We start from the raw sequence: 21,808 nt of genomic DNA, 5'->3' as shown, positions 1-21,808 counted from the left end.
CCCGATTGCCCAGGTGGGGCGCACCAGAGGGCCAGTCAGCAGGCGGCGGGCTGCATTCCTTCTCGCAGGCGCTTCAGGGTGCGGGACAGCAGCCTGGAGACGTGCATCTGTGAGCAGCCGAGACGTTCGCCGATCTGCGCCTGGGTGAGTTCCTCGACGAACCGCATGTGGATGATCTGGCGGTCGCGGGCAGGGAGTTCGGTGATCAGGGGGGCCAGGGTGTGGAAGTCCTCGACGAGTTCCATCGCGGGGTCTTCGGCGCCGATGAAGTCGCTGAGGGCGGCTTCTCCGTCCTCGCTGTCGTTGTTGATCGCAGCGTCGAGAGAGCTGGAGTTGTAGCCGTTGGACGCCAGTCGGGCCTCGATGACCTCCTCCTCGGTGAGGTTCATCAGCGTCGACAGTTCCTTGACGGTGGGGGTGCGGCCGAGGCGTGTGGTCAGCTCGTCGGTGGCGCCGGCGAGCTGGACCCGGGCTTCCTGAAGGCGACGGGGGACGTGCACGGCCCAGGAGGTGTCACGGAAGAAGCGTTTGATCTCACCGACGATGTACGGCACGGCGAAGGTGGTGAACTCCACCTCGCGGGTCAGCTCGAACCGGTCGATGGCCTTGATCAGGCCGATCATGCCGACCTGGACGATGTCCTCCATCTCCTCCGGTCCGCGGCTGCGGAAACGGCCCGCCGCGTACCGGACCAGGGACATGTTCATCTCGATCAGCGTGTTGCGAACGTCCTGGTGCTCGGGCGTGCCTTCTTCGAGCACGGTGAGGCGATCGAAGAACAGCCTGGACAACCCGCGGGCATCCTGGGGGGCCAGCTTTCGCGGCTGGGAGATCTCGGGCAGTACTGACCCGGTGACCTCTGCGTTCGCCGACTGCTGAGTCGTCGTCACCGTCACGGTTCCCCTCCAACGTCGTTCGTGGTCTCTGCCTTCCCGACAGGCCCGCGACGCGTTCCTTACCCTTCATCGCGGTCGCCATGCTGCCCGTTCGAACAGCGGAAAGACGGACGGCGCACGCCCACCGGGCGCCCGCCAGGGAAACTGTACGACGCAGGGCGGCCCACCCGGTACACGCCCTCGACGGGTGCCCCTGTTCCTGCCTGCTGTCCGCCAACCCGGCGAGGACGGTCTTTGCTCATGTGTTCGAGAACGATTACCTCACCGTCGAACACGCGAAAATCTATGTCGGCCGGGGTAGACATTGGGTCGTCACGTGGTTATGTTTTCTCACGTAACCGGAAGGACCGCAGGGCTCGGCAGAGAAGAACTGCCGGGGAGCAGTACGGCAGTACACGCAGTCGCAGTGCGCAGGACGGTGCGGTGACGGAGTTTCGAAGCCAGGGTTTGCATGACGGCGACGGGACTGGTGACCGGACCGGGCGGCCCGCAGTGATCAGGGGCCGCCGCGAGCAGTGCCGCAGTGGCAGTACCCAGCAGTGCAGGCAAGTGAGCAGTACCTCGGTGAAGGCGTCGGCTGCGGGCGCGCGCACCGGGAAGTTCGGCAGTGGGGTTCTGAGCCAGAGCAGATGCAGGACGGGCGACGGGGCTGGTTGCCGAAGGGGCGCTGGGAGAGGCCTCCAGCAGTAACAGCAGTAACAGCAGTAACAGCAGTACGCAGTTCCGGTTCGGCAAACGATCGACCCAGAGGGAAGAACGGAGGAGCCGAGCGCCATCAGGATCGCCCGGACGCCACGCGAGTCCGGGTACCGCAGGACATCGAAAGTGAGGTGGTCTCCGGTCACGCAGCCGCGATCCCCGCACGCCCGACAGCATCCAGGTCAGGTCTGCGGAAACAGAAGGTCGGCCCAGCATCACGGCCGACAGGTGGTGTAAGCAGTTCCTTCGGGGCCCGGGTGCCAGTACGGCACCCGGGCCCCTCCATGCGTTCCAAAGAGAGGTGCAATGACAGCAGACGACACCTTCGGCCGTCTCGACGACGACGACTACCCCGCCTACACGATGGGCCGGGCCGCCGAGATCCTCGGCGCCACCCAAAGCTTCCTCCGCGCCCTCGGCGAAGCCCGCCTCATCACCCCGCTCCGCTCCGCGGGCGGACACCGCCGCTACTCCCGCTACCAACTCCGCATCGCCGCCCGCGCCCGCGAACTCGTCGACCAGGGCACCCCCATCGAGGCCGCCTGCCGCATCATCATCCTCGAGGACCAGCTCGAAGAAGCCCAGCGCATCAACGCCGAATACCGCCGCGCCGCCGAATCAGCGAACCGGACCGACGAGGCCTGAGAAGGGGCGCGCCTGCCTGCGCAGGGTGTGAGGGTCCGCTGGACGCCGGGGCGGATCCGGCGCCGAAGTGGCGCAGGCGCGTGGTGCCTTCGACCGCGTCGGGATACCCGAGGGCGGATTGCACGCCGACGGCGCCGATCCGCACGGCCAGGTGGCCGTTGACCCTCAGAGGGGTGGCGCGTTCTCGCGGCCCTCCCCGCGCCGGTATGCCGCCCGGGGGATGTCTTTCCGCGGGCACGCCGCCTTCACATGTGTGCAGATGGCCGGGTGGGTGAGGGGGCGGGTTGTCAAGAGGTTGGCCCGTACGGGATCGTTGCCTGAAGGAAATGATCTCTACGAGTTGGTGAGGTGAGGGATTCGCCCAGCGGGTCCTCGACATTTGGTCTCCACCCAAGCGCACACCGTCGCAGCCATGGAGCCGGACTTCCCTTGGGGCCGTGCCCCCTACCCCGTCCTGGTCGCTGACGCGGCGGGCCGTCTCGTGCAGCGCAACGACGCCGCACAGGCACTTCTGCCCGCGGCCCGCCCCGGGGCACCACTGGCCGACGCGGTCCCGGCATGGCTGGTCGCGGCCCACCGGTCGATGAGCATGCACGACCCGTGTGCGGCGCCGGAGTCGGACGGACCACTGTCCGGTGTGATCGACGAGCGCCGCTTCGAGGCGCACCCCAGCGCGCGGGACGACGGCACGGTGGCGTGGTGGCTGGTGGACGACACCGACCATCAGCTCGCCCGTGAAGCCCTGCACATGGAGCGGGAGCGGACCGCGTTCCTCGCGAAGGCGTCCAGCATCCTGCTCTCCTCTCTCAACCTGGGGCGCTGCATGGACGTGATCGCGCATATGGCCGCCGAGCACCTCGCCGACGCGGTGCTGGTCATCGCACCGGCCCGCGGCCACCTGCTTCCCATGGTGACCTGCCTGCGCGGCGGTACTCCCACCGCCTCGCAGGAGGTGGTCGACCCGGACGAGGTCCCCGGTCTCGGTGAAGCCCTGCGCGGGTTCCCGCCGGTTCCCTCCCGATGGATAGACCCCGCCGCCGCCCCGGCATGGATGATTCCCGAAGGCTTCGGCCCCATCGGAGCGGTAGTGATCACTCCGCTGCCCGGGCACGGCGTACCGGCCGGTGTACTGGTCCTGCTGCGCAGGGAGAACAGCGCCGCCTTCACCGAAGAGGAAGAAGTCTTCGCCCGCCTGTTCGCCGCGCGCTCCGGGGCGGCGATGTCGGCCGCCCGCCTGTACGCGGAGCAGACAGCTATCACCGAGGTGCTCATGCGGGAGCTGCTGCCCCCGGCCCTGCACCAGATCTCCGGAGTGGACTTCGCCGGCAGCTACCGCCCCTCGGCCGACCACGAACGGATCGGCGGCGATTTCTACGACGTGCACCCCGCCGCGGTGGAGGGAGAGCCGTCCCTGGTGACGTTGGGCGATGTGTGCGGCAAAGGCCTGGAGGCAGCCGTCCTCACCGGCAAGATCCGCAACACCCTGCACGCCCTGCTGCCCCTGGCCGACGACCACCAGCGGATGCTCACCCTCCTCAACACGGCACTGCTGAACTCTCACTCCACCCGGTTCGCGACGCTGGTCCTGGCTTCCGCCGCCCGCACGGGCAACGAGGTCCAGGTGCGCCTGACCAGCGCGGGCCACCCGAACCCGCTGATCATCCGCAAGGACGGCACCGTGGAGGAGGCCGACACCGGCGGCACGCTGGTCGGGGCCCTGCCGGACGTCCGTGCCCGCACCACGACCGTCCAGCTCGCCCCGGGGGAGTCCTGCGTCCTGTACACCGACGGCATCACCGAGGCCAAGGGCGGCCCGATGGGCGACGCCCAGTTCGGGGAGGAACGCCTCACGCGCGCGCTCGCCGGATGCGCCGGAATGCCGGCCGAGGGCATCGTGGAGCACGTCCAGATGCTCGCCTCCCAGTGGCTCGGCGACCGCCGTCACGACGACATGGCCGTCGTCGCGATCTCCGCCCCCCGCGTTCAGCACCTCAGTGCGGTGAACGGCCACACTCGGGGCAGGTACACCGCATGAGCACCAGCACCAGCACCAGGACTCCGTCCCGTCTGCCGGACAGCGCCCGCATCGGTGAGCTGTCGGACCGTCTGTGGGAGGCCGTGGCGGCCGCGGACGAGTACGCCGCCACCGACGTCGTCGTGCGCGCTCTCGACGACGGCATCGACCCGGAGGCTGTCCTGCTGGACGTGATCGCCATGGTCCAGGGCAGAGTCGGGGAGGAATGGGCCGCGAACCGCATCAGCGTCGCGCAGGAGCACGCGGCGACGTCCATCAACGAGCGCGCTGTCGCCGCGCTCGCCCTGCACCCTGCCGCCCGCGCCACGGCCCACCGGGGCCGGATCACCGTGGCCTGCGTGGACGGCGAATGGCACGCACTGCCCGCGCGGCTGGTGGCCGAGGTCCTGAAGCTGCGCGGCTGGCAGGTCGACTACCTCGGAGCGCAGGTCCCCGCACCGCACCTCATCGCCCACCTGCACACCACCAAGGCCGACGCGGTCGCCCTGTCCAGTTCGATCGCAACCCGGCTGCCCACCGCCCACGCGGCGATCACCGCCTGCCAGGCCGTCGGCGTCCCCGTCCTGGTCGGCGGCGCTGCCTTCGGACCCGACGGCCGTTACGCGAAGCTGCTGGGCGCCCAGGCCTGGGCCCCCGACGCCCGAGCCGCTGCCGACCAGCTCGCCCGGGCCCCGCTGACGCGCCCCGAGGTCGACCACCAGCAACTCGACGACCTCCCGCACCTGGCCGACCAGGAATACACGATGGTCGCCCGCAGCAGCGCCTCCCTGGTGCGAACCGTCTTCCTCGCCCTGGAGGACGCGTTCCCCGCGATGCGCGCCTACGACGACCTCCAGCGTGAACGCACGGCGGAAGACCTCGCGCACATCGTGGACTTCCTCGCCACCGCCCTCTACCTCGGCGACGAAGACCTCTTCACCTGGTTCATCACCTGGACCGCCCAGATCCTCCAGGCCCGGGGCGTGCCCGCGCAGTCCCTGCCGCCGGCCCTGAACCTCTTCGCCCGCGAGCTCAAAGACTTCCCCCGGGCCTCCCGCATCCTCAAGCGCGGCATCGAAGCCCTCACCACCGAACACACCACCGCCGGAACGCCTGCATGAGCACCCAGCACCCCACCCACCACCTGACCATGGTCGACACCGACGACACAGTCCGCATAGAAGTCACCGGCGACATCGCCTACGACACGGCCGACCTCCTCCTGGACGAGGTCACCGCCCAACTCGACGCCCGAACCCACCTCGAAGACCTGCACCTGCACTGCGCGGGAATCGGCACAGTCGACTCCATGGGACTGTCCATCCTGCTGATGATCGCCCGACGCACCGCCGCAGCCGGCGCACGTCTGCACCTGGACGACCGGCCCGCCACACTGGACCGGCTCCTCACCGTCACCGGTACGCTCGAACACCTCACGGCCACGCCCCCCACCGACGCCGCGACCTCGCACCAGAACCCGCAACAGCCCCCGATGGCCATGGGGACAGCACAAGCGGCCCGCCCCACCGGACCGGACGGCACCACCTGAGCCACGCCCGGCCGGCCATCTGGCAGAGCACCCACCCACGGGGAAGTCATGCCCGCACCCGAAGCCGCCCCCAGCAGGACCTGCTCCGACGCCACCCAGGCCGCCAGCGGCATCGCCGAACTCCTCGACGTCCTGTGGGAGCACTCCAAGGCTTCCACAGGGCAGGCCACCGCACCCACCTCCGCATCACAACTGCGGCTGATGTATGTCGTCGACGGGCAGGACGGCATCAGGATGCGGGCCGTCTGCCACCGCCTGGCCGCGTCGCCCCCCAACGTCAGCCGCATGTGCGACCGCCTCCAAGCCCTCGGCTTCCTCGAACGCCTCCCGTGCCCCGGGAACGGACGCGAAGTCACCCTTCGCCTCAGCCCCGCCGGAAAGCGACACCTCCAACGCATCCGCGAGAAGCGCGAAGCCATGCTCCACCACGCCATCCACACCATGCCGACCGGCGAGCGCCGCGCTCTGACACGAGGCCTCACCGCACTCGCCAAGAACCTCACCGCCGGCCACAGCGAGGCGCGCCGAACCACCGGCGGCCCCCCTGCCGTTTGAACGGCTCCACCGGCCGACCCGGCTGGCGCGCCTCGACAGCATCAGCTCCGCGACGGCGCTGCGTCCTGGAGGCAGCAGATGAGCGAGGGCAGCAGGACGCCTTGCCAGCCCAGGAGCCGCATCTCCGGTTTGCCCAACTCGTAGCGTGCCTCGAGGCCGGGCACAGAGGTCCTCTGCCACCCGTCGTCGGGGCTCGTCGCTGCTGGGCCGGGGGCAGGCTGAGACAGCCTGCCCCCGGCGTCTTCAGCGTTCAGTGCTGGTCGAGGGGGAGAGCGACGTCGACGACCTGGCGGCTGGCGGGGAAGGCGCCGACGAGGTCGGCGCGGCCGTTGAGGGTGTTGACCTTGTAGAAGCGCTGCTTCCCGTCGACGGTCAGGGCCGCGAAGCCGTGATTCCAACCGTTGGAGGCCTTGTAGTAGATGTCGAACCCGGCCGAAGGCCCGGCGTTGACGCCGAGGTTGCCGGTGGGGGCGAGGGTGCCGGCGTTGGCCGGTGACTGCAGCGAGACCCGGTCGTTCGTGGTGTCGATGTCGAACAGGGTGGTGGCGGTCGCCGCGTTCAGGTCGTTGTTCGTGTAGGCGGCACCGGTGACACCGAGAGCGGTCGACGGCGGCATGGTCGGGTTGGTGAGCGTGCCGTCGACGGTGGTGCTCCTCGGGGCGGCCGGGTCGTCGATGTTGTGCCGCAGGTTCTGCCCGGTGTCGCTGATGACACGAAGCCGGTTGGCGGCGGGGTTGAAGTCCACCCCGAAGTGCCGACCCTGCAGGGCGACCGTCAGCTGCGACACCTTGACGGCCCTGGCCTCGCTGTCGACCGTGTAGACGCCGCCCTTCTCCCCGACGCCGTACAGCTTGCCGTTCTGGACACGGAAGTCGATCCCGACCAGCTTGCTGTCACCCCGAAGGCCGCGGACCTTGCCCAGCGACCAGGTGTCGCTCGGGTCGGAGACGTCGAAGCCGACCAGGCGCTGGTCCGAGGTCAAGCCCACGCTGATCAGACGGTGCCCTCCCGTACGGCCTTCGGGTACGAACGGATCGGCGCCCTGGGCCTGCGCCGAGGCCAGGGCGGGGAACAGCAGGGAAGCGGCTACCGCGGTAGCGGCCACAGCGGTGGTAGCGAGTCGAGCGCGCACGTGAGAACTCCGATCGATCAGCGGCCCGCATCTCTTGTGAGGCGAGTCCGCAGATCCTTCGACACATCACGTGCGGGAGATCGGTACCGAAGGACGCGACCCCTCCAACAGCCCGCAAAAGTCCTACCGCAACGCCCACCCACGGACCAACCGAAATCACTCTCCATGGGTGATCGGAACGACATGGCGCCAGCTGGCTTCCGCCGGTCCGGCGGCGGCTGCCGGCGGGGCTGTCAGACGCTGCCGCGCCAGGCGCCGGTCTCTTGTCCGCGGGATTCGATGAAGTGCTTGAACCGCTCGAGGTCGCCGGTGACCTGCTTGCGGACGAACCCCAGCTTGTCGCCGACCGTTTCAGCCGGTCCGCTGGGGTCGAAGTCCATCTGCAGCATCACCTTCGTCCGTGTGTCCTCCAGTCGGTGGAAGGTGACCACGCCGGCCTGCTTGGCCTCACCGTCGACCGTCGTCCAGGCGACCCGCTCGTCCGGGATCTGCTCGGTGATCCGCGCGTCGAACTCGCGCTTGATCCCGCCGACGGAGGTGACCCAGTGGGTGAGCGTGTCCGTCCGCTGCTCGATCCGCTCGACGCCGTCCATGAACTCGGGGAAGGACTCGAACTGTGTCCACTGGTTGTAGGCGACGCTGACGGGGACGTTGACCACGATCGACTCTTCGACCTGCGACATGACTGTGCATCCTCTGTCCGACGGGAAAGGGGTGCGCCCTGGTTGCGGCAGCCCTTACGGGCCGAGGCCCGTGCCACGGCGCGTACCCGCTCCCGGGCGTGCCATGACCACCCGGGTGGGCCAGCCTGCGGGAGGGATGCGCGCCGGGTGGCCGTACACCGGTTGCCGTCGCGTCGCTACGAGGCTGGGATGAGTCCGCGAGTTCAGTACGGGTCGGCAGGGGTGGCCGTCCCGATGGCCTGTTCCCGCGGCGCGCCGGGCGACGACCGCGCAGTGCGGGGAGGCGAACGCTGCGGATCGTGAGGCTCTCTGGAAGGAAGGTGTTTCGTGCCGATGAGCGCAGACAGTCCTGATCGTGGACACCAGCGTCCCGAGGGTGTCACCGACGCCACGGTGGAAGCGCTCGGATCGTTGTCCAAGGCCCTGGAGACGACTGAGCGAGCCCGCGGCCACCTCTACTCCTTTCACCAGCTCACCGGACGAGCCGACCTGGAGCTGGACCGGGCGGTGAACCTGCTGCGCGAGGCCGGCCATGACAGCTGGGCCGACCGCGTGGACAAGGAGATTGTCGGCCGCAACGTCATCCCCGGCCGCTGGTCCTTCCAGATCATCGAGGAGTACGACGGCACGTACTACGAGCCGTTCAGGCAGGTGGAGCGGGAGGCGCTGGACGCCCTGGCCGAGGGCAAGGAGCACCTGTACGAGGCGGAGATGAAGGAAGCCCGCCGCACGACGGGCCACCCCGACCACTCGGCCCGACCCGACGACACTCGAACCGACCAGTAGGGCGCTGAGACCCTGGTCCGAAAGCGCACCGTGCCGGTTGCTCGGCGAGCTCCGATCGTCTCCGGACCCCGCTCCGGCACAGTCGTCGCCACGCTGCGTGAGGCCGGCGTGCACCGCGGTGACGTCACCCTGGGGCCCGTCTCACTGTGGATCGACCGTGCCGACCGCGTCGCGATCACCGGCGCGAACGGCTCCGGCAAGTCGACGCTGCTGGCCGCGCTGCTCGGCCGCATCCCGTTGAACACCGGCCATCAGGCGCTGGGCTCCGGCGTGATGATCGGCGAGATCGACCAGGCCCGCGAGCTGTTCCACGGACGCGAATCGCTGCTGGACGCCTTCCGCGCGGCCACGCCCTCGATGGAACCCGCGGAGGTGCGCACCCTGCTGGCCACGTTCGGCCTGGGCACCGCGCACGTGCTTCGCGAGGCAACCACCCGCTCGCCAGGCGAACGCACCCGGGCCGCACTCGCCCTGCTCCAAGGCCGCGGGGTGAGCCTGCTGGTCCTGGGCGAGCCCACCAACCACCTGGACCTGGTGGCCATCGAACAACTGGAGTCCGCCCTGAACACCTACGACGGCACGCTCTTGCTCGTCCCCCACGACCGCCGACTGCTGGAGCGGTACGTGTCACCCGACGGCTGGCGGTGTCCGACCGCGCCGTCACCGACACCCCGGCGTGACAGGCCCCTTCGGGCTGTGGCCGAGCAGTCGAAGAACTTCCGGTGCTCCACCAACCACCACGTCACACAAGCAGGTCCGTGCCCGCGTCGAGCACGTCTTCGTCCTGGTCGGTGGGCCCGGCTGTCAGACATTGCGGCAAGCCCCGGCCGCGTCAGTTGCCGCGCAGGGGAACAATCACGGCCATACGGCCCCTTCCCGGGTCTGGCGGATCGACTCCTGCAGTTGGTGATCAGCGGTAGGCGGCGAGAAAGACGCGCACGCCGACGGCGGCGTAGCGGTCGAGGTCGACGTCGGCGTGCCGGGACCGGCCGGTGAACATGGCCTGGTTCACCGGGATCCACAGCAGCAGGCCGGAGAAGTGGTTCGCGGCCAGGAGCGTGTCGTCGATGTGGAGCAACCCCTGGTCGGCCAGGCGCTGGAAAGTGGCTGCCAGCGTGGCGAGTCCTCGTTGGAAGCCCCGCTCGTACCACTCGGTTCCCAGGTCGGGGAAGACATCGGCATTGGCGATGATCAGGCGCCGTAGCTGGATCACTCGGGGGTCGGTGAGGGCGGTCAGGAGCTGACGGGCAAGCCGGGTCAGGTTCTCTTCCAGGTTGGCGTCGTCAGTCGGGAAGTCGGCCAGCAGGTCGATCGTGGTGTCGAGACGGTCGGTGGTGGCGAGGACGATGTCGGCGAAGAGCTTCTCCTTGTCGGAGAAGTGCTTGTAGACGGTCTGTTTGGACACCGCGGCCAGCTTCGCGATGTCATCCATGCTCGTCCCGGCGTACCCCTTGTCCAGGAAGACGCTGGTCGCAGCCTCCAGGATCGCCTCGTGTTTGCGCGCTGAACGGCTGTCCATCATCGACCCCTTCTCCATCCGTCTCGTCCCCCTCACAGAAGAGTACTGGACTGACCAGTACCCGTGTGAGTACTGTACGGTCCAGTTCCGAAGCGCAGGGCTTCCGGACCTTCGCACTGCGTGAAGATGTGGAGTGGTTTCCCATGGACAAGGTGTTCTCCGCCGACGGCACGGCCATCGCCTACGAACAGCAGGGCTCGGGCCCCGCAGTGGTGCTCGTGGGCGGTGCTTTCATGGCGCGCGGTGACTCCGCCGCCCTCGCCGGCCTGCTGGCCGAGCACTGCGCCGTGGTGACGTACGACCGCCGGGGCCGCGGTGACAGCGAGGACAGTCCGGTCTACGACGTGCAGCGCGAGGTCGAGGACCTGGACGCACTGATCGGGCGTGTGGGCGGGGAGGCGATGGTCTTCGGTATGTCCTCCGGTGCCGTGCTGGCGCTGGAGGCCGTGGCACGGGGCAGCTCCGTGACTCGACTCGCCCTGTACGAGCCGCCGTTCATCACCGACTCCAGCCGGCCTCCGCTGCCCACCGACTACGTTGCTCACCTGACGGACCTCGTGGAGCAGGGGGCGTACGGCGATGCGGCCGCCTACTTCATGACCGCGGCCGTGGGGATGCCCGCCGAGGCCGTCGCGGGGATGCGGCATGCCCCCTTCTGGGCCGGCATGGAAGCCGCCGCCCGCACCCTGCCCTACGACGGTCAGGTCATGGGCGACACCATGTCAGGACGGCCGCTGCCCGCCGACCGCTGGAAATCCGTGAAGGTGCCCGTGTTCGTCGGCAGCGGGGACGCGGGCGCACCGCACATGCTCACCGGCGCTCGGGAACTCGCCGCACTGGCGGACAACTTCGCCCTGCACGTCTTCCCCGGCGAGGAGCACACCATCGCCCCGGAGCTCCTCGCCCCCGCCCTGACCGACTTCTTCACCACCGGGGAGCAGGCGTGAGCAAGGTCTTCGCCAGTCTGGGCATGCCCCTGGACGGCTTCATGGCCGGCCCCAACTCCCGTCCCGAAATCCCGCTCGGTGACGGCGGAATGCGCATCCACGCATGGGTCTTCGGCGTGGAGAGCTGGCGGGAGCGCCAGAGCATCGCGGGCGGCCGGACCAATCAGGACGACGAGATCGTCCAGGAGGACTTCGCCCGCGCCGGCGCCTACATCATGGGGCGGCGGATGTTCGCCGAAGGCGAGGTCGGCTGCCCGACCCGCCGCCCTTCCGCGCCCCCGTCTTCGTTCTCGCCCACACCCCGCGGGAACCCTGGGTGCGGCAGAGCGGCACCACCTTCACCTCTGTGACCGAAGGGATCGACAGCGCGCTGGCCCAGGCCCGCAAAGCCGCAGGGGGCAAAGACGTCCAGATCTCCGGCGGGGCGGACACCGTACGGCAGTTCATCGACGCCGCGCTGCTTGGCGAGCTCCAGATCCACCTCGCGCCCACGACCCGGCAGTCGGTCGACCAATCAGCGCAGCGAGCTCGTCGGTACGTCCTGGGCGCGAGCGAGATCCCTCGGCAGTGATCGTGGCGAGCGCGCAGAGGTTGAGGGGCGACGCCTGCATCACTCGCTCGGGCGACCCCCATTAGGCCTTTGAATGTGGCAGTTGGGGCAGCAACCATCGATGAGTGCGGGCCCGCCCACGGTCAAACACCGATTTCAGGTCTACCTGTTTGCCAGACCCGTTCGTGACTCTGTGCTGTCATCTCCACACTGTGGGTGTCATTCCCGACGGAAGGTAACCAGGCATGCCTGAGTGGAAGCAGATCCGCGGAAACCTCACAGCCATCTCGGCCGGCTCCCGGACGAACGTGTGGGGCGTCAACGCCGCCGGCAACATCTACAAGTTCTCCGGCTACGACGACCTCGCCACCAGCCCGTGGATCCAGATCCCCGGCAGCCTCACCGACATCGGTGCCGGTGCCGACGGCACCGTCTGGGGCGTGAACGCGGCCGGCAACATCTACCGCTACGCCGGCGACCAGGAGGAAAGCGCGGACCAGTGGGTCCAGATCCCTGGCAACCTGACCCGCATCGCGGTCGGGTCGCGGACGAACGTGTGGGGCGTCAACGAAGCCGGGGACATCTACAAGTTCTCCGGCTACGACTTCCTCACCCCGAGCCCGTGGATCAAGATCCCCGGCAACCTCTCCGACATCGGCGCCGCCGCCGACGGCACCGTCTGGGGCGTCAACCGCAACGGCAACATCTACCGCTACGCCGGCGACCAGCACAACAAGAACCACTGGTTCGAGATCTCCGGCAACCTGACCCGCATCGCGGCCGGGTCGCGTACAAACGTGTGGGGCGTCAACTCCGGCGACAAAATCTACAGCTTCTCCGGCTACGACGACCGCACCTCCAGCCCCTGGAACCAGATCACGGGCAGTCTCACCGACATCGGCGCCGCCGCCGACGGCACCGTCTGGGGCGTCAACCGCAACGGCAACATCTACCGCTACACCGGCGACCGCCAGGACTGACCTCGGTCGGCAACGTGACGCGGGCCCCCGGTTCTTGCACGGGCCGGGGGCCCACCGCGTTGCCCGCAGGTCCTGTCCTGGGTGGCGCGTGCCCACCACTCTGTGCGGGTGGCGGAACGGGTACGCGTCCGCGAGATCGATGACGACGAAGTCCGGCGGCCGGCCTCGTCGGCGCCGCCGTCGCCACGCAGCCCAAATCCCCGGCCCGCACCGCGCAGAACGCTCATCCACTGCCACCTGGCGCTCCCGCTCCCAGGCACACCGGCGTAGACGAGGAGAGGGCGTCGCGACCAGCGGCTGGGCGTAGGACCCAACGCTCAGAGCACCTTTCGTTCTCTCGCTCCGGCTCGCTGGGCGGGATAGTGGCCGGCCCGATCCCCCAGACCCACCCGGTCGAGGAGCCGCCGGGCGTCGGCGCGGGCGGTCGCGGTGCTCGCGTCGGCCATCCGGACGGGAGCCTCCATGATGTTCTGCTCGGCGGTCAGGTGCGGGAAGAGGTTGAAGCGCTGGAAGACCATGCCTATGTCACGACGGTGGGCTGAGACCTCCTCGTCCGCAGTTCGTGCAGGCGGCTGCCGTGCCGGCGGTAGCCGACGAGGTCGCCGTCGACCGCGAGCTTGCCGCCGTCGATCTTCTCCAGGTGGTTGATGCAGCGCAGGAAGGTGGACTTTCCCGACCCTGAGGGGCCGAGCAGGCAGCACACCTGCCCGCGTTCGACGGTCAGGTCGATGCCCTTGAGGACCTCAAGCTTCCCGAAGCGCTTTCGCACGACCTGGGCGTGCACCATGAGGGCGCTCAACGGTCCTTCTCCTTCTTCTCATCGCGTCGTGATTCCGACGCGAACCCGGTGAGCATCCGTCGCAGGGGCGAGGTGCCGCTGCCGTTCGTGCTGCCCCGCCCGTAGCGTCTCTCCAGCCAGGTCTGCGGGATGCTCAGCACAGTGACCAGGGCGAGGTACCACAGGGATGCGACGACGAGCATCGGGATGACCTGGTAGTTCTGCGCGTACACCTCCTGGATGTTGGACATCAGGTCGTGAGCGGCGATGACCGAGACCAGTGCGGTCATCTTGAGCATGTTGATCGTCTCGTTGCCCATCGGCGGGATGATCACCCGCATGGCCTGGGGGAGCACGATGCGGCGCATGGTCAGGGCGGGCCGCATACCGAGCGAGTGCGCGGCCTTCGTCTGCCCGGGGACGACGGACTGGATGCCGGCCCGGACGATCTCCGAGGTGTACGCGGCCTCGTTGAGCCCGAGGGCAAGCAGCGCGGCGACGGTCGGGGTGAGCAGGGTGTTGGTGTCGGCCTGGAACTGCGGATGACCCCAGCCTCTGCTGCCAACCCGAAGGAGCGAATCAGCAGCGATGAGTGTCAGGCCATGTTTCTTGATGCGTGGAGTGAGGTGACGTTTTGGGGGTAGGCGGGCCGGGTTGCTGACGGTCCTTCGGACGTGGGGCGGACTGTATGTACCTGACTGGGCAAGAAGAGAGCCTGGAGCCGTGGGCGAGACGTCCGGCTCTGGTGTCCGCCGTGTTCGAGGAAAGCGAGGACATCGCTGCCGCGCGCGTCACGGCCCGGGACTTCATGGTGGAGTTGCAGGTTGTGCACGGTTTGCCGGTGTCGCAGCGGGCGCTGGGCACCGTTCAGCTGGTGGTGAGTGAGTTGGTCACCAATGCCCGTAAGTATGCTCCGGGCCCCTGTCTGCTGACCCTGGAGGTCGTCGGGGGGGCCGTCGAGGTGACCGTGTGGGACAGCAGCACGGCCATGCCGCTGATCTTGGCACCGGACCCGGCGCGGATCGGCCAGCACGGACTGGAGATCGTGATGGCGGTGTGCCGCAGCTTCGAGATGCACCGCGAGCCGGTAGGCAAACGCATCACGACAGCGGTCGTCCTGGCCGATGACCCGGACGACGACGTGGCCGGCCGTCAGGCGATGTGATCAGACGGCCGGGTCATGCCACGCTGGCTCCGGGTCGGGGGGCATGCCCGCAGACCCGAGCTCTTCTCGTGGTCCCCTGATCCGCCAGGCAGGCTCCACAGCCCCCGCACGACAGAGGGAAACTCCGCCACTCTGCTCCGGGCTCAACGTCCGGGAGCCCGGAGCACCGGAGCGACCACATGCTGTCGCACTGCCTGTTCCGGATCTGCTCCGGGGCCCAGCGCGGGAGGGGAACCTACAGCGGCCCGGGAGGCGAAGCCCGTGTCCATATGCGGCATCCTCGCATCCACGACGGTGATGCCGGCGCGACGCGCCTCGCGTCCGCTCACGCCCAGCCACATGGCGAGCGCTGCTTTGCCCGCCGCGTAATCGGCCATGCCCAGAGCGGGACGATCGACGATCTCGCCGGTCACCACGGCGACGACGCCACCGGGGGAAATGATGGGCAGGGCGCCCCGTACGACGGCCATAGGGCCCAGGGCATTCACGGTGAGCAGATGCTCGGCCGACGCGTCAGACACCTGGGCCGCAGCCCCGAAGCCCGCCACACCCACGGCCACGACCACGGCGTCCAGCCCGCCGAGCGCGGTGTTCGCCCACAGTGCCAGCTGAGCACACCCATCCAAGTCGTACGCGTCGAAGGTGCGCCATGGACGTCCCCCGAGCGCCCGCGCCCTTTCCTGAAGCCGTTCCCGGTGACGGCCGGCGAGGGCGGTCGTCGCGCCGTGCTCGACGAGTTGCCGAGCGGCCAGCCCGCCGATCTCGCCCGTCGCGCCGACCACGAGGACCCTCGTTTCGCCGGCGCTCATAGTCGTGCTCCTCCGTAGGGACGTCTCGCAGATGATTCGCGAATGGGGAGCGTTATGGATGCGAGCCCTTACCTCGGGCAGCGCGAAGCTGCTGCGCCCGATGGCATCGGCCCCAGCCGTAGGTCTGCCGCCGACCGATGGCATCGGCCGCAGCCGTCGGTCTGCCGCCGGGCCCCTAGGGGTGCTCACGGCGAGCACAGTCCCTGCGTCCGAGCGTCCGCTGTCGTACGGTCGCGATCACACCGTGCCGTCTCCGCTCGATGGAGCCTTCACAAGGAAGAGCTCGTCCACGTAACACCAGGCCCACTCCTCGTCCGACGCCAGGGAGATGACGACCGGGTGTGCGGTCGTCGCATGATGGCGGTAGGCGTGGTGCCCCCGGGAGCTGTCACAGCACCCCACGTGCCCGCACTCCGTGCACTGGCGAAGCCGCACCCACTTCCAGCCCAGGTCGAGGCATTCCTCGCAGGCGCGGGGCCGGCGCTCGGACTGCGGCGACACGATGTCGAGATGGGGGCAGGAACGGCCAGTCGGCCGGCCGCCATCAGGCGCCACGGTCCACGTCTCCTCGGCGGTCACGGCAGCCAGCCCTGTCGAAGGTGAAACAGACCGCCTGTGCACGCACCCGCCTGCGGGCGTGAGCGGTGTCGTTGGCGCTCTCTCATCGTGCCCACTCCCTACCTTGCGCACCACCGTCCAGGCCGGCTCGCCGACGAAGGCGCCCCACCGGTCACCACATTCCGTACTCTCGTCCGGGGTGACGTCCGCCGCAAGAACACCTTGGCGCAACAATCGTCTGCCGTCGCGATGCCCCGCCTGCTATCCGCCCTGCACGACGCGCTCAGTCGACGCAAGCGTCGTCAGAGACGAGCGTGAATTCCAACGACTGCGGCGAGCCAAGCGGCGCGGCAGCAGAGCCGGGTACATCCTGGCGGCGTGAGCAGCACCCCGAGGCGCGGGTCAGCTGAGCGTTGGGCCCCGGTGCTGTCGTCGACGGGGCCCAACGCTGCCTCCCGCGCCCAGGTAGGCGCAGGTCGCACCACGGCGCCCCGGTTCCGCAGCCGTCACCTTCGGCATCTCGTGGACGCCGGCGTTTCGCCGCTGGTCTCGCCTTTGTAGCGGCTGCTCGTCCATGAGCTCGTCCAGACGCGGCGAAGGTTCGTTACTGCGGAGGGGGCATCTCCGGTGGGCCGCCTCGTTCGGTCGTCATCGGGTGGAGGGCGCCGGGCCGGACAGGCTCGCGGCGCACAGGACGGCCCAGGTGCTGGCGAAGCCCGGCCACCTTCCATCGCTTGTCACGGTCTTCGAGGAATGCGCCGAACAGCAGAGCGTCCGAGGCGTCTGCCGCGATGCGGCAGCCGGTGACGGCCTTTCGTTCGCGGGCGCTGTCGGCGAGGAGCATGGCGCTGCCGATCGCGGCGTCGCGTGCCCCGATGGCCCGGATCAGGAGTACCCCGCGCCGACACGCCAACACGGCGCGCGGGCCCGGGAGTGACCTGACTGCGTTCCTCGACGGGCGGAAGAACTGATCCGGTGATTGCCTGCTATTGCCTGCTAGGAGACGTTTCGCTTGACGACAGCAGAAAGGCCCGGTCGTGGCTTCTGAGTCCGCCTTCCAGTACACCGCCCCGGGTCTGTCCGCCCACGACGGCGGCAGCGTCATCACCCATCGGCGCAGGCCGTCGGCGGCCAGCCCACACGGCTTTCAAGGCCGCCTGCTTCGGCGCCCGCTTCACCCCCTTATCTGAGTCGCACGATCGAGCGCACGGCGACTCGCGCCCACGACCCACGCAGCTCTGGAAGGAATGGAGAGAACGATGTCCAAGGACAAGAAAGTCGAAAAGGGGGACGAAGTCGCGTGGAAGAGCCACGGTCAGACGGTCACCGGAAAGGTCAAGCGCAAGATCACCAAGCGCACCGAAGCCGCCGGTCGCACAGTTGACGCCTCGAAGGAGGAACCGCAGTACGAGGTGGAAAGCGACAAGTCCGGACGCTCCGCGGTCCACAAGCCCGGTGCACTGGACGACAAGGGCAAGAAGTCATGACCAAGCAGGACGAGAGCCGGGACGGCAACATCGACGAGTTCAAGAAGGCGGTCAACATGTCCGCCGGCCAGCTGGAGAGGTGGCTGGAGACGGACGAGTCGAAAAGTGTCGGGCAGAGCAAGAACGACGGCGAGAGCGTCGGTCATGCTTCCGGACGGCGCATCGTCGAACTCCTGCGCACCAAGAAGGGCGACCTCAGCGACGACGATATCGCCCACATGCGCAAGGTCACCGGATACATCCACCGACACCTGGAGCAGCGGCCCAAGGGCGACGTCACGGACACCCCGTGGCGCTACTCGCTGATGAATTGGGGACACGACCCGCTCTGAACGTGCGGAGCGTGGCCGCGCACACGAAGCGCGACCCAGGCAACCGGTCGACAGACCATGGCGCGGCCGGTGGCCGCGGACCATCCGTGGCTGCGGCCACATCGCCGGTGACGCCTCGCCTGGACCAACGCGTGTGTGCGCCTGTGGCAAGGATCGCCTCGTTACGAGCGGGGTCCCTCGCGAGACAGGGGAGATCGGCGCCGACAAGGGACGATGCGGGCGTCGCCGTCGTCGAATCTTCGGCCGAAGCGAAGCGAAGCGAAGCGGTTCCCGGTGACACCGCGATCGGCGGCCTTGCCACGACCGCTTGCCGCTCGGTGTACAGCGTCCAGGTGACGCCCCGCCGCTGCTTGAGGGGCGCACCCCGGCCATCGCCGGTGATCCGGTGACCGCCCGGTGCGCGCACCATCTCTACGGCTCTGGACATTCATCGGTCGCTCCCTCGGCCGACACGCACGACAGCCAGACGAAGCACGGCATCCCAGTGGATGACCTGCGCACCCCGAAGGTCCGGGGGAAGGAGGTCGTCATTGGTGACGCCAATGGCAGCTACACACAGGCCCGCAGCACAGTGGTCCGCCCGCACATTGACGTGGACATGCAATCTTGCTGAAGTGGCTCCGCAGCGCACCCGATCGCCGTGTCGGAAACCTACCCCGGCTCGCCGACCGACCCCGTCCGATCCACACCGATGAGGGGATACCTCCGCATGCACCTGCAACCGCGATCATGGAGACGCACCACCTCGCTCATCCTCGGCACAGCCCTCGCCGTCCTGTTCACGGGTACGGGCGGCCCTTCTGTCGCTGCGGCGCCCGCCGTTCACGACACCGTCGACCGCTCCTTCACACGGGCCGGCGTCGAGTTCGATGTCCCGCGCGATCTGCTCGTGGCCATCGGGTACGGCGAGAGTCGACTCGACTCCCACGGGGGCCAGCCCAGTCACGCCAACGGGTACGGGATGATGCACCTGGTCAGCAACCCCCGCTCGCGCACTCTGGAGCGGGCCGCGGAGCTGACGGGCGAGACACCGGACGCGCTGCGGCGCAGCACCGCGGCCAACATCCGCGGCGCGGCCGCCGTACTGCGCTCCTACGCCGACCGGCTGGGGCTCGGCGCGGACGACCGCGACGATGCCAGTGCCTGGTATCCGGCCGTGGCCGAGTACAGCGGCAGCCCGGACGAGCGCACGGCCCGCCTCTACGCGGACTCCGTCTACGACTTCCTGACGAACGGTCTCCGCGCCACCACGGCCGCAGGCGAGACCGTCACCCTGCGCCCACGCACCGTACGCCCCGAACGCGGCCGCTACGCGGACGTGCCCGCCCTGGACGAAGGCGGCTCGGCCGCGGCGGGCACACTGAGCACCGATTATCCGCCGGCCCTGTGGGTGGCGGCGAACAGCGGGAACTACGCGGTGGGACGCACCTCGGCGATCTCCGCCGTCGTCATCCACGTCACCCAGGGTTCGTACGCCGGGTCCATCAGCTGGTTCCAGAACCCCAGCTCGAACGTCAGCGCGCACTACGTCATCCGCTCGTCCGACGGACAGGTCACCCAGACCGTGCGCGACAAGGACACCGCCTACCACGCACGCTCGGGCAACCCCTACAGCGTCGGCATCGAACACGAGGGGTACGTCGACAACCCCGCCTGGTTCACCGACGCGATGTACAGGTCATCCGCCGCCCTCACCCGCCACCTGGCGGACAGGTACGGCATCCCCAAGGACCGCGCGCACATCGTCGGGCACGCCGAGGTCCCGAACAACGACCACACCGACCCCGGACCGAACTGGAACTGGTCCTACTACATGCAGCTCGTCGGCGGCACCGGCGGCGGGACCGTCAACCTCGACTTCCCGTCCTACGACACGCTCCGCAGCGGATCGACCGGCCCCCAGGTCACCGCGGCGCAGACACTGCTCAACGCACAGGGATTCGCGGCGGGCACCGCGGACGGTGTGTTCGGCACCAGGACGGTGACCGCCGTGAAGGCGTTCCAGAGCGCCCGCGGCCTGCCTGCCGACGGGATCATCGGCCGGCAGTCCTGGACGGCGCTGCTCTCGGCGGGCACGAAACCCGTCCTGCGGGAGGGTTCCTCGGGCGCCGACGTGAAGCGGCTCCAGCGGTCGCTGACGGCCGCGCTGGGCCGGACCGTGGGAATCGACGGCAGCTTCGGCTCCGGCACCGCGCAGGCGGTCCGGGACTACCAGAGCAGCCGGGCGCTGACAGCGGACGGCATCGTGGGCGCGGCGACCTGGACGGCGCTGCAGACCGGTCGGTGACATGCGCGGGCCGAGCGGCCGTGGCGGCCGGACGCCCGGCCCGCACCTGGCGCACCGCGGCACGCTGGGCAGGATCGCCCGCCACGGCGAGGTCATCAGCCCCATCGGCCCCATCGGCGCGGCCCTCGCCCTCGTGCGCGAACAGGTCGAACGCGTCATCCCCGGCGCCGGCCATGAGCAGCTCCTCGCCCTCCGGGTCGAGGCGGAGGCCGCCGTGATCGACCACGGGGCCGCCGCCGACGGCGTCATGGTGACCGTCGACCCGCAGCCCAGCACCGTACGCGCCGTCTCCGCCGAACTGCCCACCCACGACCGTGCCCACCGCGCCGACGAGGAGGAACGGCTACGCACCACCGCGGCCGGCCTGCGGACCGAACCCGGGCAGGTCCGCTGACTCGCGGGTACCGGCGCGCACGCCGTGTACGGCGCCGAGGTCGGACGTCGCTTCCGCGCCACCCGCCGACCGGTGCGGGTCGAGGTCGGGCGCGGTGATCACATCACTCCTTGAGCCGGCCTCACCTCACCCGCCCAGCGCACACGCATCGGGCTTCGGATGGCCGGCCAGCCCTTAGCGCAGCTCACCCTTCAGCATTCCCATGGCGTACTGGTCGTACCACACCCCGTCCCGGTGGAACACCTGACGCAGTCGGCCCTCTTCGACGAAGCCGACCTTCTGGTAGATGTGGTGAGCCGCATGGTTCTCCGTGACTACGGTCAGGGAGATCTTGTGCAGCCGCATGGTGTCGAATCCGTACCGGCACATGGTGCGCAGCGCGTCGGTGGCGTACCCGCGGCCCCAGTGATCCTTCTCGCCCAGGTAGATGTCCAGCTCGGCGCAGCCCGTCTCCGGCTCGGCATCCCGCAGCCGCACCAACCCGATCAGCCTCTCGTCATCACGTACCTCGATCCCGTACAGCGTGTCCCCGTACGTGTTCGGTCCCCGTTCACCGAGGCGTTTGCGCACCCCCTCCAGGTGCTGGTCGTAATACGCGTGCATCCAGCGCATCACGTCGGGGTCGTTGTTCCACCGCCACAACGGCTCGGCGTCGGACGGCGCCAGCGCACGCAGGTGCACGAGTTCTCCGAAGATCATGGTGGGCATTGCATCACGGCGTGCGTGGCGCCTCCAGTGAATTCCGCCCACAGGCAGGGAACCCCGCACGGTTCGGTTCCCCACTGTTTGACCACCCCTCCGCCGAGGCCGTGATCGCCCGGACACGACCTATCAGCTGGCGCCGCGGCGTCCCGTCCTGGTCGGCCAGTCGCTGGGCGGGCACAGGCCATGCTCATCGCTCCCGCCGCGCATCCCGGACTCGTCGGCGCGCTCGTGTTCATCGAGGCCGGCCCCACAGATCTCGACACTTGATCGAGCCCCCTGTCGGCGCACACGTTGATGTGCTCAGACACGTACGGATGAACGTGCTCAGGACGGACCGC

General features: G+C 69.0%; 21 protein-coding genes and 4 pseudogenes. 16 read left to right on the top strand and 9 right to left on the bottom strand.

Annotated elements, in window-relative coordinates:
- Nucleotides 1–35: 35 nt before the first annotated feature.
- Nucleotides 36–896 carry an RNA polymerase sigma factor SigF gene (locus ACIPPS_RS11495; RefSeq protein WP_401429784.1) on the bottom strand — a complete coding sequence of 287 codons (861 nt, stop codon included), beginning with the start codon at nucleotides 894–896 and terminating at the stop codon, nucleotides 36–38.
- Between the two features lie 1,005 nt (nucleotides 897–1,901).
- Here ACIPPS_RS11495 and ACIPPS_RS11490 point away from each other — a divergent pair.
- The 5 genes from ACIPPS_RS11490 (at nucleotide 1,902) to ACIPPS_RS11470 (ending at nucleotide 6,358) form a co-directional block, all read left to right on the top strand.
- Nucleotides 1,902–2,240 carry a MerR family transcriptional regulator gene (locus tag ACIPPS_RS11490; protein WP_401429782.1) on the top strand — a complete coding sequence of 113 codons (339 nt, stop codon included), beginning with the start codon at nucleotides 1,902–1,904 and terminating at the stop codon, nucleotides 2,238–2,240.
- Nucleotides 2,241–2,652: 412 nt separating this feature from the next.
- Nucleotides 2,653–4,275, top strand: a complete 1,623-nt coding sequence (locus ACIPPS_RS11485; RefSeq protein ID WP_401429780.1) for a PP2C family protein-serine/threonine phosphatase — start codon at nucleotides 2,653–2,655, stop codon at nucleotides 4,273–4,275.
- Entirely contained in the window at nucleotides 4,272–5,375 is a 1,104-nt protein-coding gene (locus ACIPPS_RS11480) for a B12-binding domain-containing protein (protein ID WP_401429778.1), read from the top strand. Before ACIPPS_RS11485 ends, ACIPPS_RS11480 begins: the two co-directional genes overlap by 4 nt.
- Complete coding sequence (locus ACIPPS_RS11475; RefSeq protein ID WP_401429775.1) at nucleotides 5,372–5,803, top strand: STAS domain-containing protein; 432 nt, start codon at nucleotides 5,372–5,374, stop codon at nucleotides 5,801–5,803. Before ACIPPS_RS11480 ends, ACIPPS_RS11475 begins: the two co-directional genes overlap by 4 nt.
- A gap of 48 nt (nucleotides 5,804–5,851) precedes the next feature.
- On the top strand, nucleotides 5,852–6,358 hold the full coding sequence (locus ACIPPS_RS11470) for a MarR family winged helix-turn-helix transcriptional regulator (RefSeq protein WP_401429773.1): 507 nt from the start codon (nucleotides 5,852–5,854) through the stop codon (nucleotides 6,356–6,358).
- 250 nt (nucleotides 6,359–6,608) lie between these two features.
- Here the strand turns inward: ACIPPS_RS11470 and ACIPPS_RS11465 are convergent, their stop codons facing one another.
- On the bottom strand, nucleotides 6,609–7,490 hold the full coding sequence (locus tag ACIPPS_RS11465) for a DUF4394 domain-containing protein (protein ID WP_401429770.1): 882 nt from the start codon (nucleotides 7,488–7,490) through the stop codon (nucleotides 6,609–6,611).
- A 233-nt stretch (nucleotides 7,491–7,723) separates the two neighbouring features.
- The gene (locus tag ACIPPS_RS11460; RefSeq protein ID WP_401429768.1) at nucleotides 7,724–8,173 is read right to left on the bottom strand and encodes an SRPBCC family protein; all 450 of its coding nucleotides are present in this window, start codon (nucleotides 8,171–8,173) and stop codon (nucleotides 7,724–7,726) included.
- A 333-nt stretch (nucleotides 8,174–8,506) separates the two neighbouring features.
- Here ACIPPS_RS11460 and ACIPPS_RS11455 point away from each other — a divergent pair, with 333 nt between their 5' ends.
- Together ACIPPS_RS11455 and ACIPPS_RS11450 are read left to right on the top strand one after the other, a co-directional pair.
- Nucleotides 8,507–8,959, top strand: coding sequence for a hypothetical protein (locus ACIPPS_RS11455; protein WP_401429765.1), 453 nt, complete (start codon nucleotides 8,507–8,509; stop codon nucleotides 8,957–8,959).
- Between the two features lie 45 nt (nucleotides 8,960–9,004).
- Nucleotides 9,005–9,639, top strand: a pseudogene (locus ACIPPS_RS11450) (ATP-binding cassette domain-containing protein); the annotation flags it as partial.
- Between the two features lie 230 nt (nucleotides 9,640–9,869).
- Here ACIPPS_RS11450 and ACIPPS_RS11445 read toward each other — a convergent pair.
- A complete protein-coding gene (locus tag ACIPPS_RS11445) occupies nucleotides 9,870–10,481 on the bottom strand; it encodes a TetR/AcrR family transcriptional regulator (RefSeq protein WP_401429763.1) in 612 nt (203 codons plus the stop codon).
- A gap of 140 nt (nucleotides 10,482–10,621) precedes the next feature.
- Here ACIPPS_RS11445 and ACIPPS_RS11440 point away from each other — a divergent pair, with 140 nt between their 5' ends.
- The 4 genes from ACIPPS_RS11440 to ACIPPS_RS11425 all read left to right on the top strand — a co-directional run bounded on the left by ACIPPS_RS11440 (nucleotide 10,622) and on the right by ACIPPS_RS11425 (nucleotide 12,955).
- Complete coding sequence (locus ACIPPS_RS11440; protein ID WP_401429761.1) at nucleotides 10,622–11,425, top strand: alpha/beta fold hydrolase; 804 nt, start codon at nucleotides 10,622–10,624, stop codon at nucleotides 11,423–11,425.
- Complete coding sequence (locus ACIPPS_RS11435; protein ID WP_401429759.1) at nucleotides 11,422–11,775, top strand: hypothetical protein; 354 nt, start codon at nucleotides 11,422–11,424, stop codon at nucleotides 11,773–11,775. Before ACIPPS_RS11440 ends, ACIPPS_RS11435 begins: the two co-directional genes overlap by 4 nt.
- Complete coding sequence (locus tag ACIPPS_RS11430; protein WP_401429757.1) at nucleotides 11,772–11,996, top strand: hypothetical protein; 225 nt, start codon at nucleotides 11,772–11,774, stop codon at nucleotides 11,994–11,996. The genes ACIPPS_RS11435 and ACIPPS_RS11430 overlap by 4 nt, the downstream gene beginning before the upstream one ends.
- Before the next feature lie 224 nt (nucleotides 11,997–12,220).
- A complete protein-coding gene (locus tag ACIPPS_RS11425) occupies nucleotides 12,221–12,955 on the top strand; it encodes a tectonin domain-containing protein (protein WP_401429755.1) in 735 nt (244 codons plus the stop codon).
- A 323-nt stretch (nucleotides 12,956–13,278) separates the two neighbouring features.
- Here the strand turns inward: ACIPPS_RS11425 and ACIPPS_RS11420 are convergent.
- Nucleotides 13,279–13,742 (bottom strand): annotated as a pseudogene (locus ACIPPS_RS11420) (ATP-binding cassette domain-containing protein); the annotation flags it as partial.
- Nucleotides 13,743–13,750: 8 nt separating this feature from the next.
- Nucleotides 13,751–14,269, bottom strand: a pseudogene (locus tag ACIPPS_RS11415) (amino acid ABC transporter permease); the annotation flags it as partial.
- Between the two features lie 152 nt (nucleotides 14,270–14,421).
- On the opposite strand from ACIPPS_RS11415, the gene ACIPPS_RS11410 reads away from it, so the two are divergent.
- Nucleotides 14,422–14,898, top strand: coding sequence for an ATP-binding protein (locus tag ACIPPS_RS11410; RefSeq protein ID WP_401429753.1), 477 nt, complete (start codon nucleotides 14,422–14,424; stop codon nucleotides 14,896–14,898).
- Between the two features lie 143 nt (nucleotides 14,899–15,041).
- Here ACIPPS_RS11410 and ACIPPS_RS11405 read toward each other — a convergent pair whose 3' ends face one another.
- Nucleotides 15,042–15,707 carry an SDR family NAD(P)-dependent oxidoreductase gene (locus tag ACIPPS_RS11405; RefSeq protein ID WP_401429751.1) on the bottom strand — a complete coding sequence of 222 codons (666 nt, stop codon included), beginning with the start codon at nucleotides 15,705–15,707 and terminating at the stop codon, nucleotides 15,042–15,044.
- Between the two features lie 237 nt (nucleotides 15,708–15,944).
- Nucleotides 15,945–16,208 carry a UBP-type zinc finger domain-containing protein gene (locus ACIPPS_RS11400; RefSeq protein WP_401429749.1) on the bottom strand — a complete coding sequence of 88 codons (264 nt, stop codon included), beginning with the start codon at nucleotides 16,206–16,208 and terminating at the stop codon, nucleotides 15,945–15,947.
- A gap of 1,316 nt (nucleotides 16,209–17,524) precedes the next feature.
- Between ACIPPS_RS11400 and ACIPPS_RS11395 the strand changes: the two genes are divergently transcribed.
- The 4 genes and pseudogenes from ACIPPS_RS11395 to ACIPPS_RS11380 all read left to right on the top strand — a co-directional run.
- Nucleotides 17,525–17,752, top strand: coding sequence for a DUF2945 domain-containing protein (locus ACIPPS_RS11395; RefSeq protein WP_401429747.1), 228 nt, complete (start codon nucleotides 17,525–17,527; stop codon nucleotides 17,750–17,752).
- Nucleotides 17,749–18,084 (top strand): DUF3140 domain-containing protein, encoded by a 336-nt coding sequence (locus tag ACIPPS_RS11390; RefSeq protein WP_401429745.1) that lies wholly within the window; start codon nucleotides 17,749–17,751, stop codon nucleotides 18,082–18,084. Before ACIPPS_RS11395 ends, ACIPPS_RS11390 begins: the two co-directional genes overlap by 4 nt.
- Nucleotides 18,085–18,793: 709 nt before the next feature.
- Nucleotides 18,794–20,371, top strand: a complete 1,578-nt coding sequence (locus ACIPPS_RS11385) for a peptidoglycan-binding protein (RefSeq protein WP_401429743.1) — start codon at nucleotides 18,794–18,796, stop codon at nucleotides 20,369–20,371.
- 37 nt (nucleotides 20,372–20,408) lie between these two features.
- Nucleotides 20,409–20,846: pseudogene (locus ACIPPS_RS11380) on the top strand (hydantoinase/oxoprolinase family protein); the annotation flags it as partial.
- Nucleotides 20,847–20,939: 93 nt separating this feature from the next.
- Here ACIPPS_RS11380 and ACIPPS_RS11375 read toward each other — a convergent pair.
- Nucleotides 20,940–21,464: a GNAT family N-acetyltransferase gene (locus ACIPPS_RS11375; protein ID WP_401429741.1), complete on the bottom strand. Its 525-nt coding sequence runs from the start codon at nucleotides 21,462–21,464 to the stop codon at nucleotides 20,940–20,942.
- Nucleotides 21,465–21,808 lie beyond the last annotated feature (344 nt).

This window comes from Streptomyces sp. NPDC090127, assembly GCF_044746945.1.
Taxonomy (GTDB): domain Bacteria; phylum Actinomycetota; class Actinomycetes; order Streptomycetales; family Streptomycetaceae; genus Streptomyces.
Note: the sequence above shows the minus strand (reverse complement) of the source record. Positions and strands in the feature narration are given on the sequence as shown.

Coding starts and splice junctions, on each gene's coding strand:
- ACIPPS_RS11490 (WP_401429782.1), top strand. CDS start 1,902: ATGACAGCAGACGACACCTTCGGCCGTCTCGACGACGACGACTACCCC.
- ACIPPS_RS11485 (WP_401429780.1), top strand. CDS start 2,653: ATGGAGCCGGACTTCCCTTGGGGCCGTGCCCCCTACCCCGTCCTGGTC.
- ACIPPS_RS11480 (WP_401429778.1), top strand. CDS start 4,272: ATGAGCACCAGCACCAGCACCAGGACTCCGTCCCGTCTGCCGGACAGC.
- ACIPPS_RS11475 (WP_401429775.1), top strand. CDS start 5,372: ATGAGCACCCAGCACCCCACCCACCACCTGACCATGGTCGACACCGAC.
- ACIPPS_RS11470 (WP_401429773.1), top strand. CDS start 5,852: ATGCCCGCACCCGAAGCCGCCCCCAGCAGGACCTGCTCCGACGCCACC.
- ACIPPS_RS11460 (WP_401429768.1), bottom strand. CDS start 8,173: ATGTCGCAGGTCGAAGAGTCGATCGTGGTCAACGTCCCCGTCAGCGTC.
- ACIPPS_RS11455 (WP_401429765.1), top strand. CDS start 8,507: ATGAGCGCAGACAGTCCTGATCGTGGACACCAGCGTCCCGAGGGTGTC.
- ACIPPS_RS11445 (WP_401429763.1), bottom strand. CDS start 10,481: ATGATGGACAGCCGTTCAGCGCGCAAACACGAGGCGATCCTGGAGGCT.
- ACIPPS_RS11440 (WP_401429761.1), top strand. CDS start 10,622: ATGGACAAGGTGTTCTCCGCCGACGGCACGGCCATCGCCTACGAACAG.
- ACIPPS_RS11425 (WP_401429755.1), top strand. CDS start 12,221: ATGCCTGAGTGGAAGCAGATCCGCGGAAACCTCACAGCCATCTCGGCC.
- ACIPPS_RS11410 (WP_401429753.1), top strand. CDS start 14,422: ATGTACCTGACTGGGCAAGAAGAGAGCCTGGAGCCGTGGGCGAGACGT.
- ACIPPS_RS11405 (WP_401429751.1), bottom strand. CDS start 15,707: ATGAGCGCCGGCGAAACGAGGGTCCTCGTGGTCGGCGCGACGGGCGAG.
- ACIPPS_RS11395 (WP_401429747.1), top strand. CDS start 17,525: ATGTCCAAGGACAAGAAAGTCGAAAAGGGGGACGAAGTCGCGTGGAAG.
- ACIPPS_RS11390 (WP_401429745.1), top strand. CDS start 17,749: ATGACCAAGCAGGACGAGAGCCGGGACGGCAACATCGACGAGTTCAAG.
- ACIPPS_RS11385 (WP_401429743.1), top strand. CDS start 18,794: ATGCACCTGCAACCGCGATCATGGAGACGCACCACCTCGCTCATCCTC.
- ACIPPS_RS11375 (WP_401429741.1), bottom strand. CDS start 21,464: ATGATCTTCGGAGAACTCGTGCACCTGCGTGCGCTGGCGCCGTCCGAC.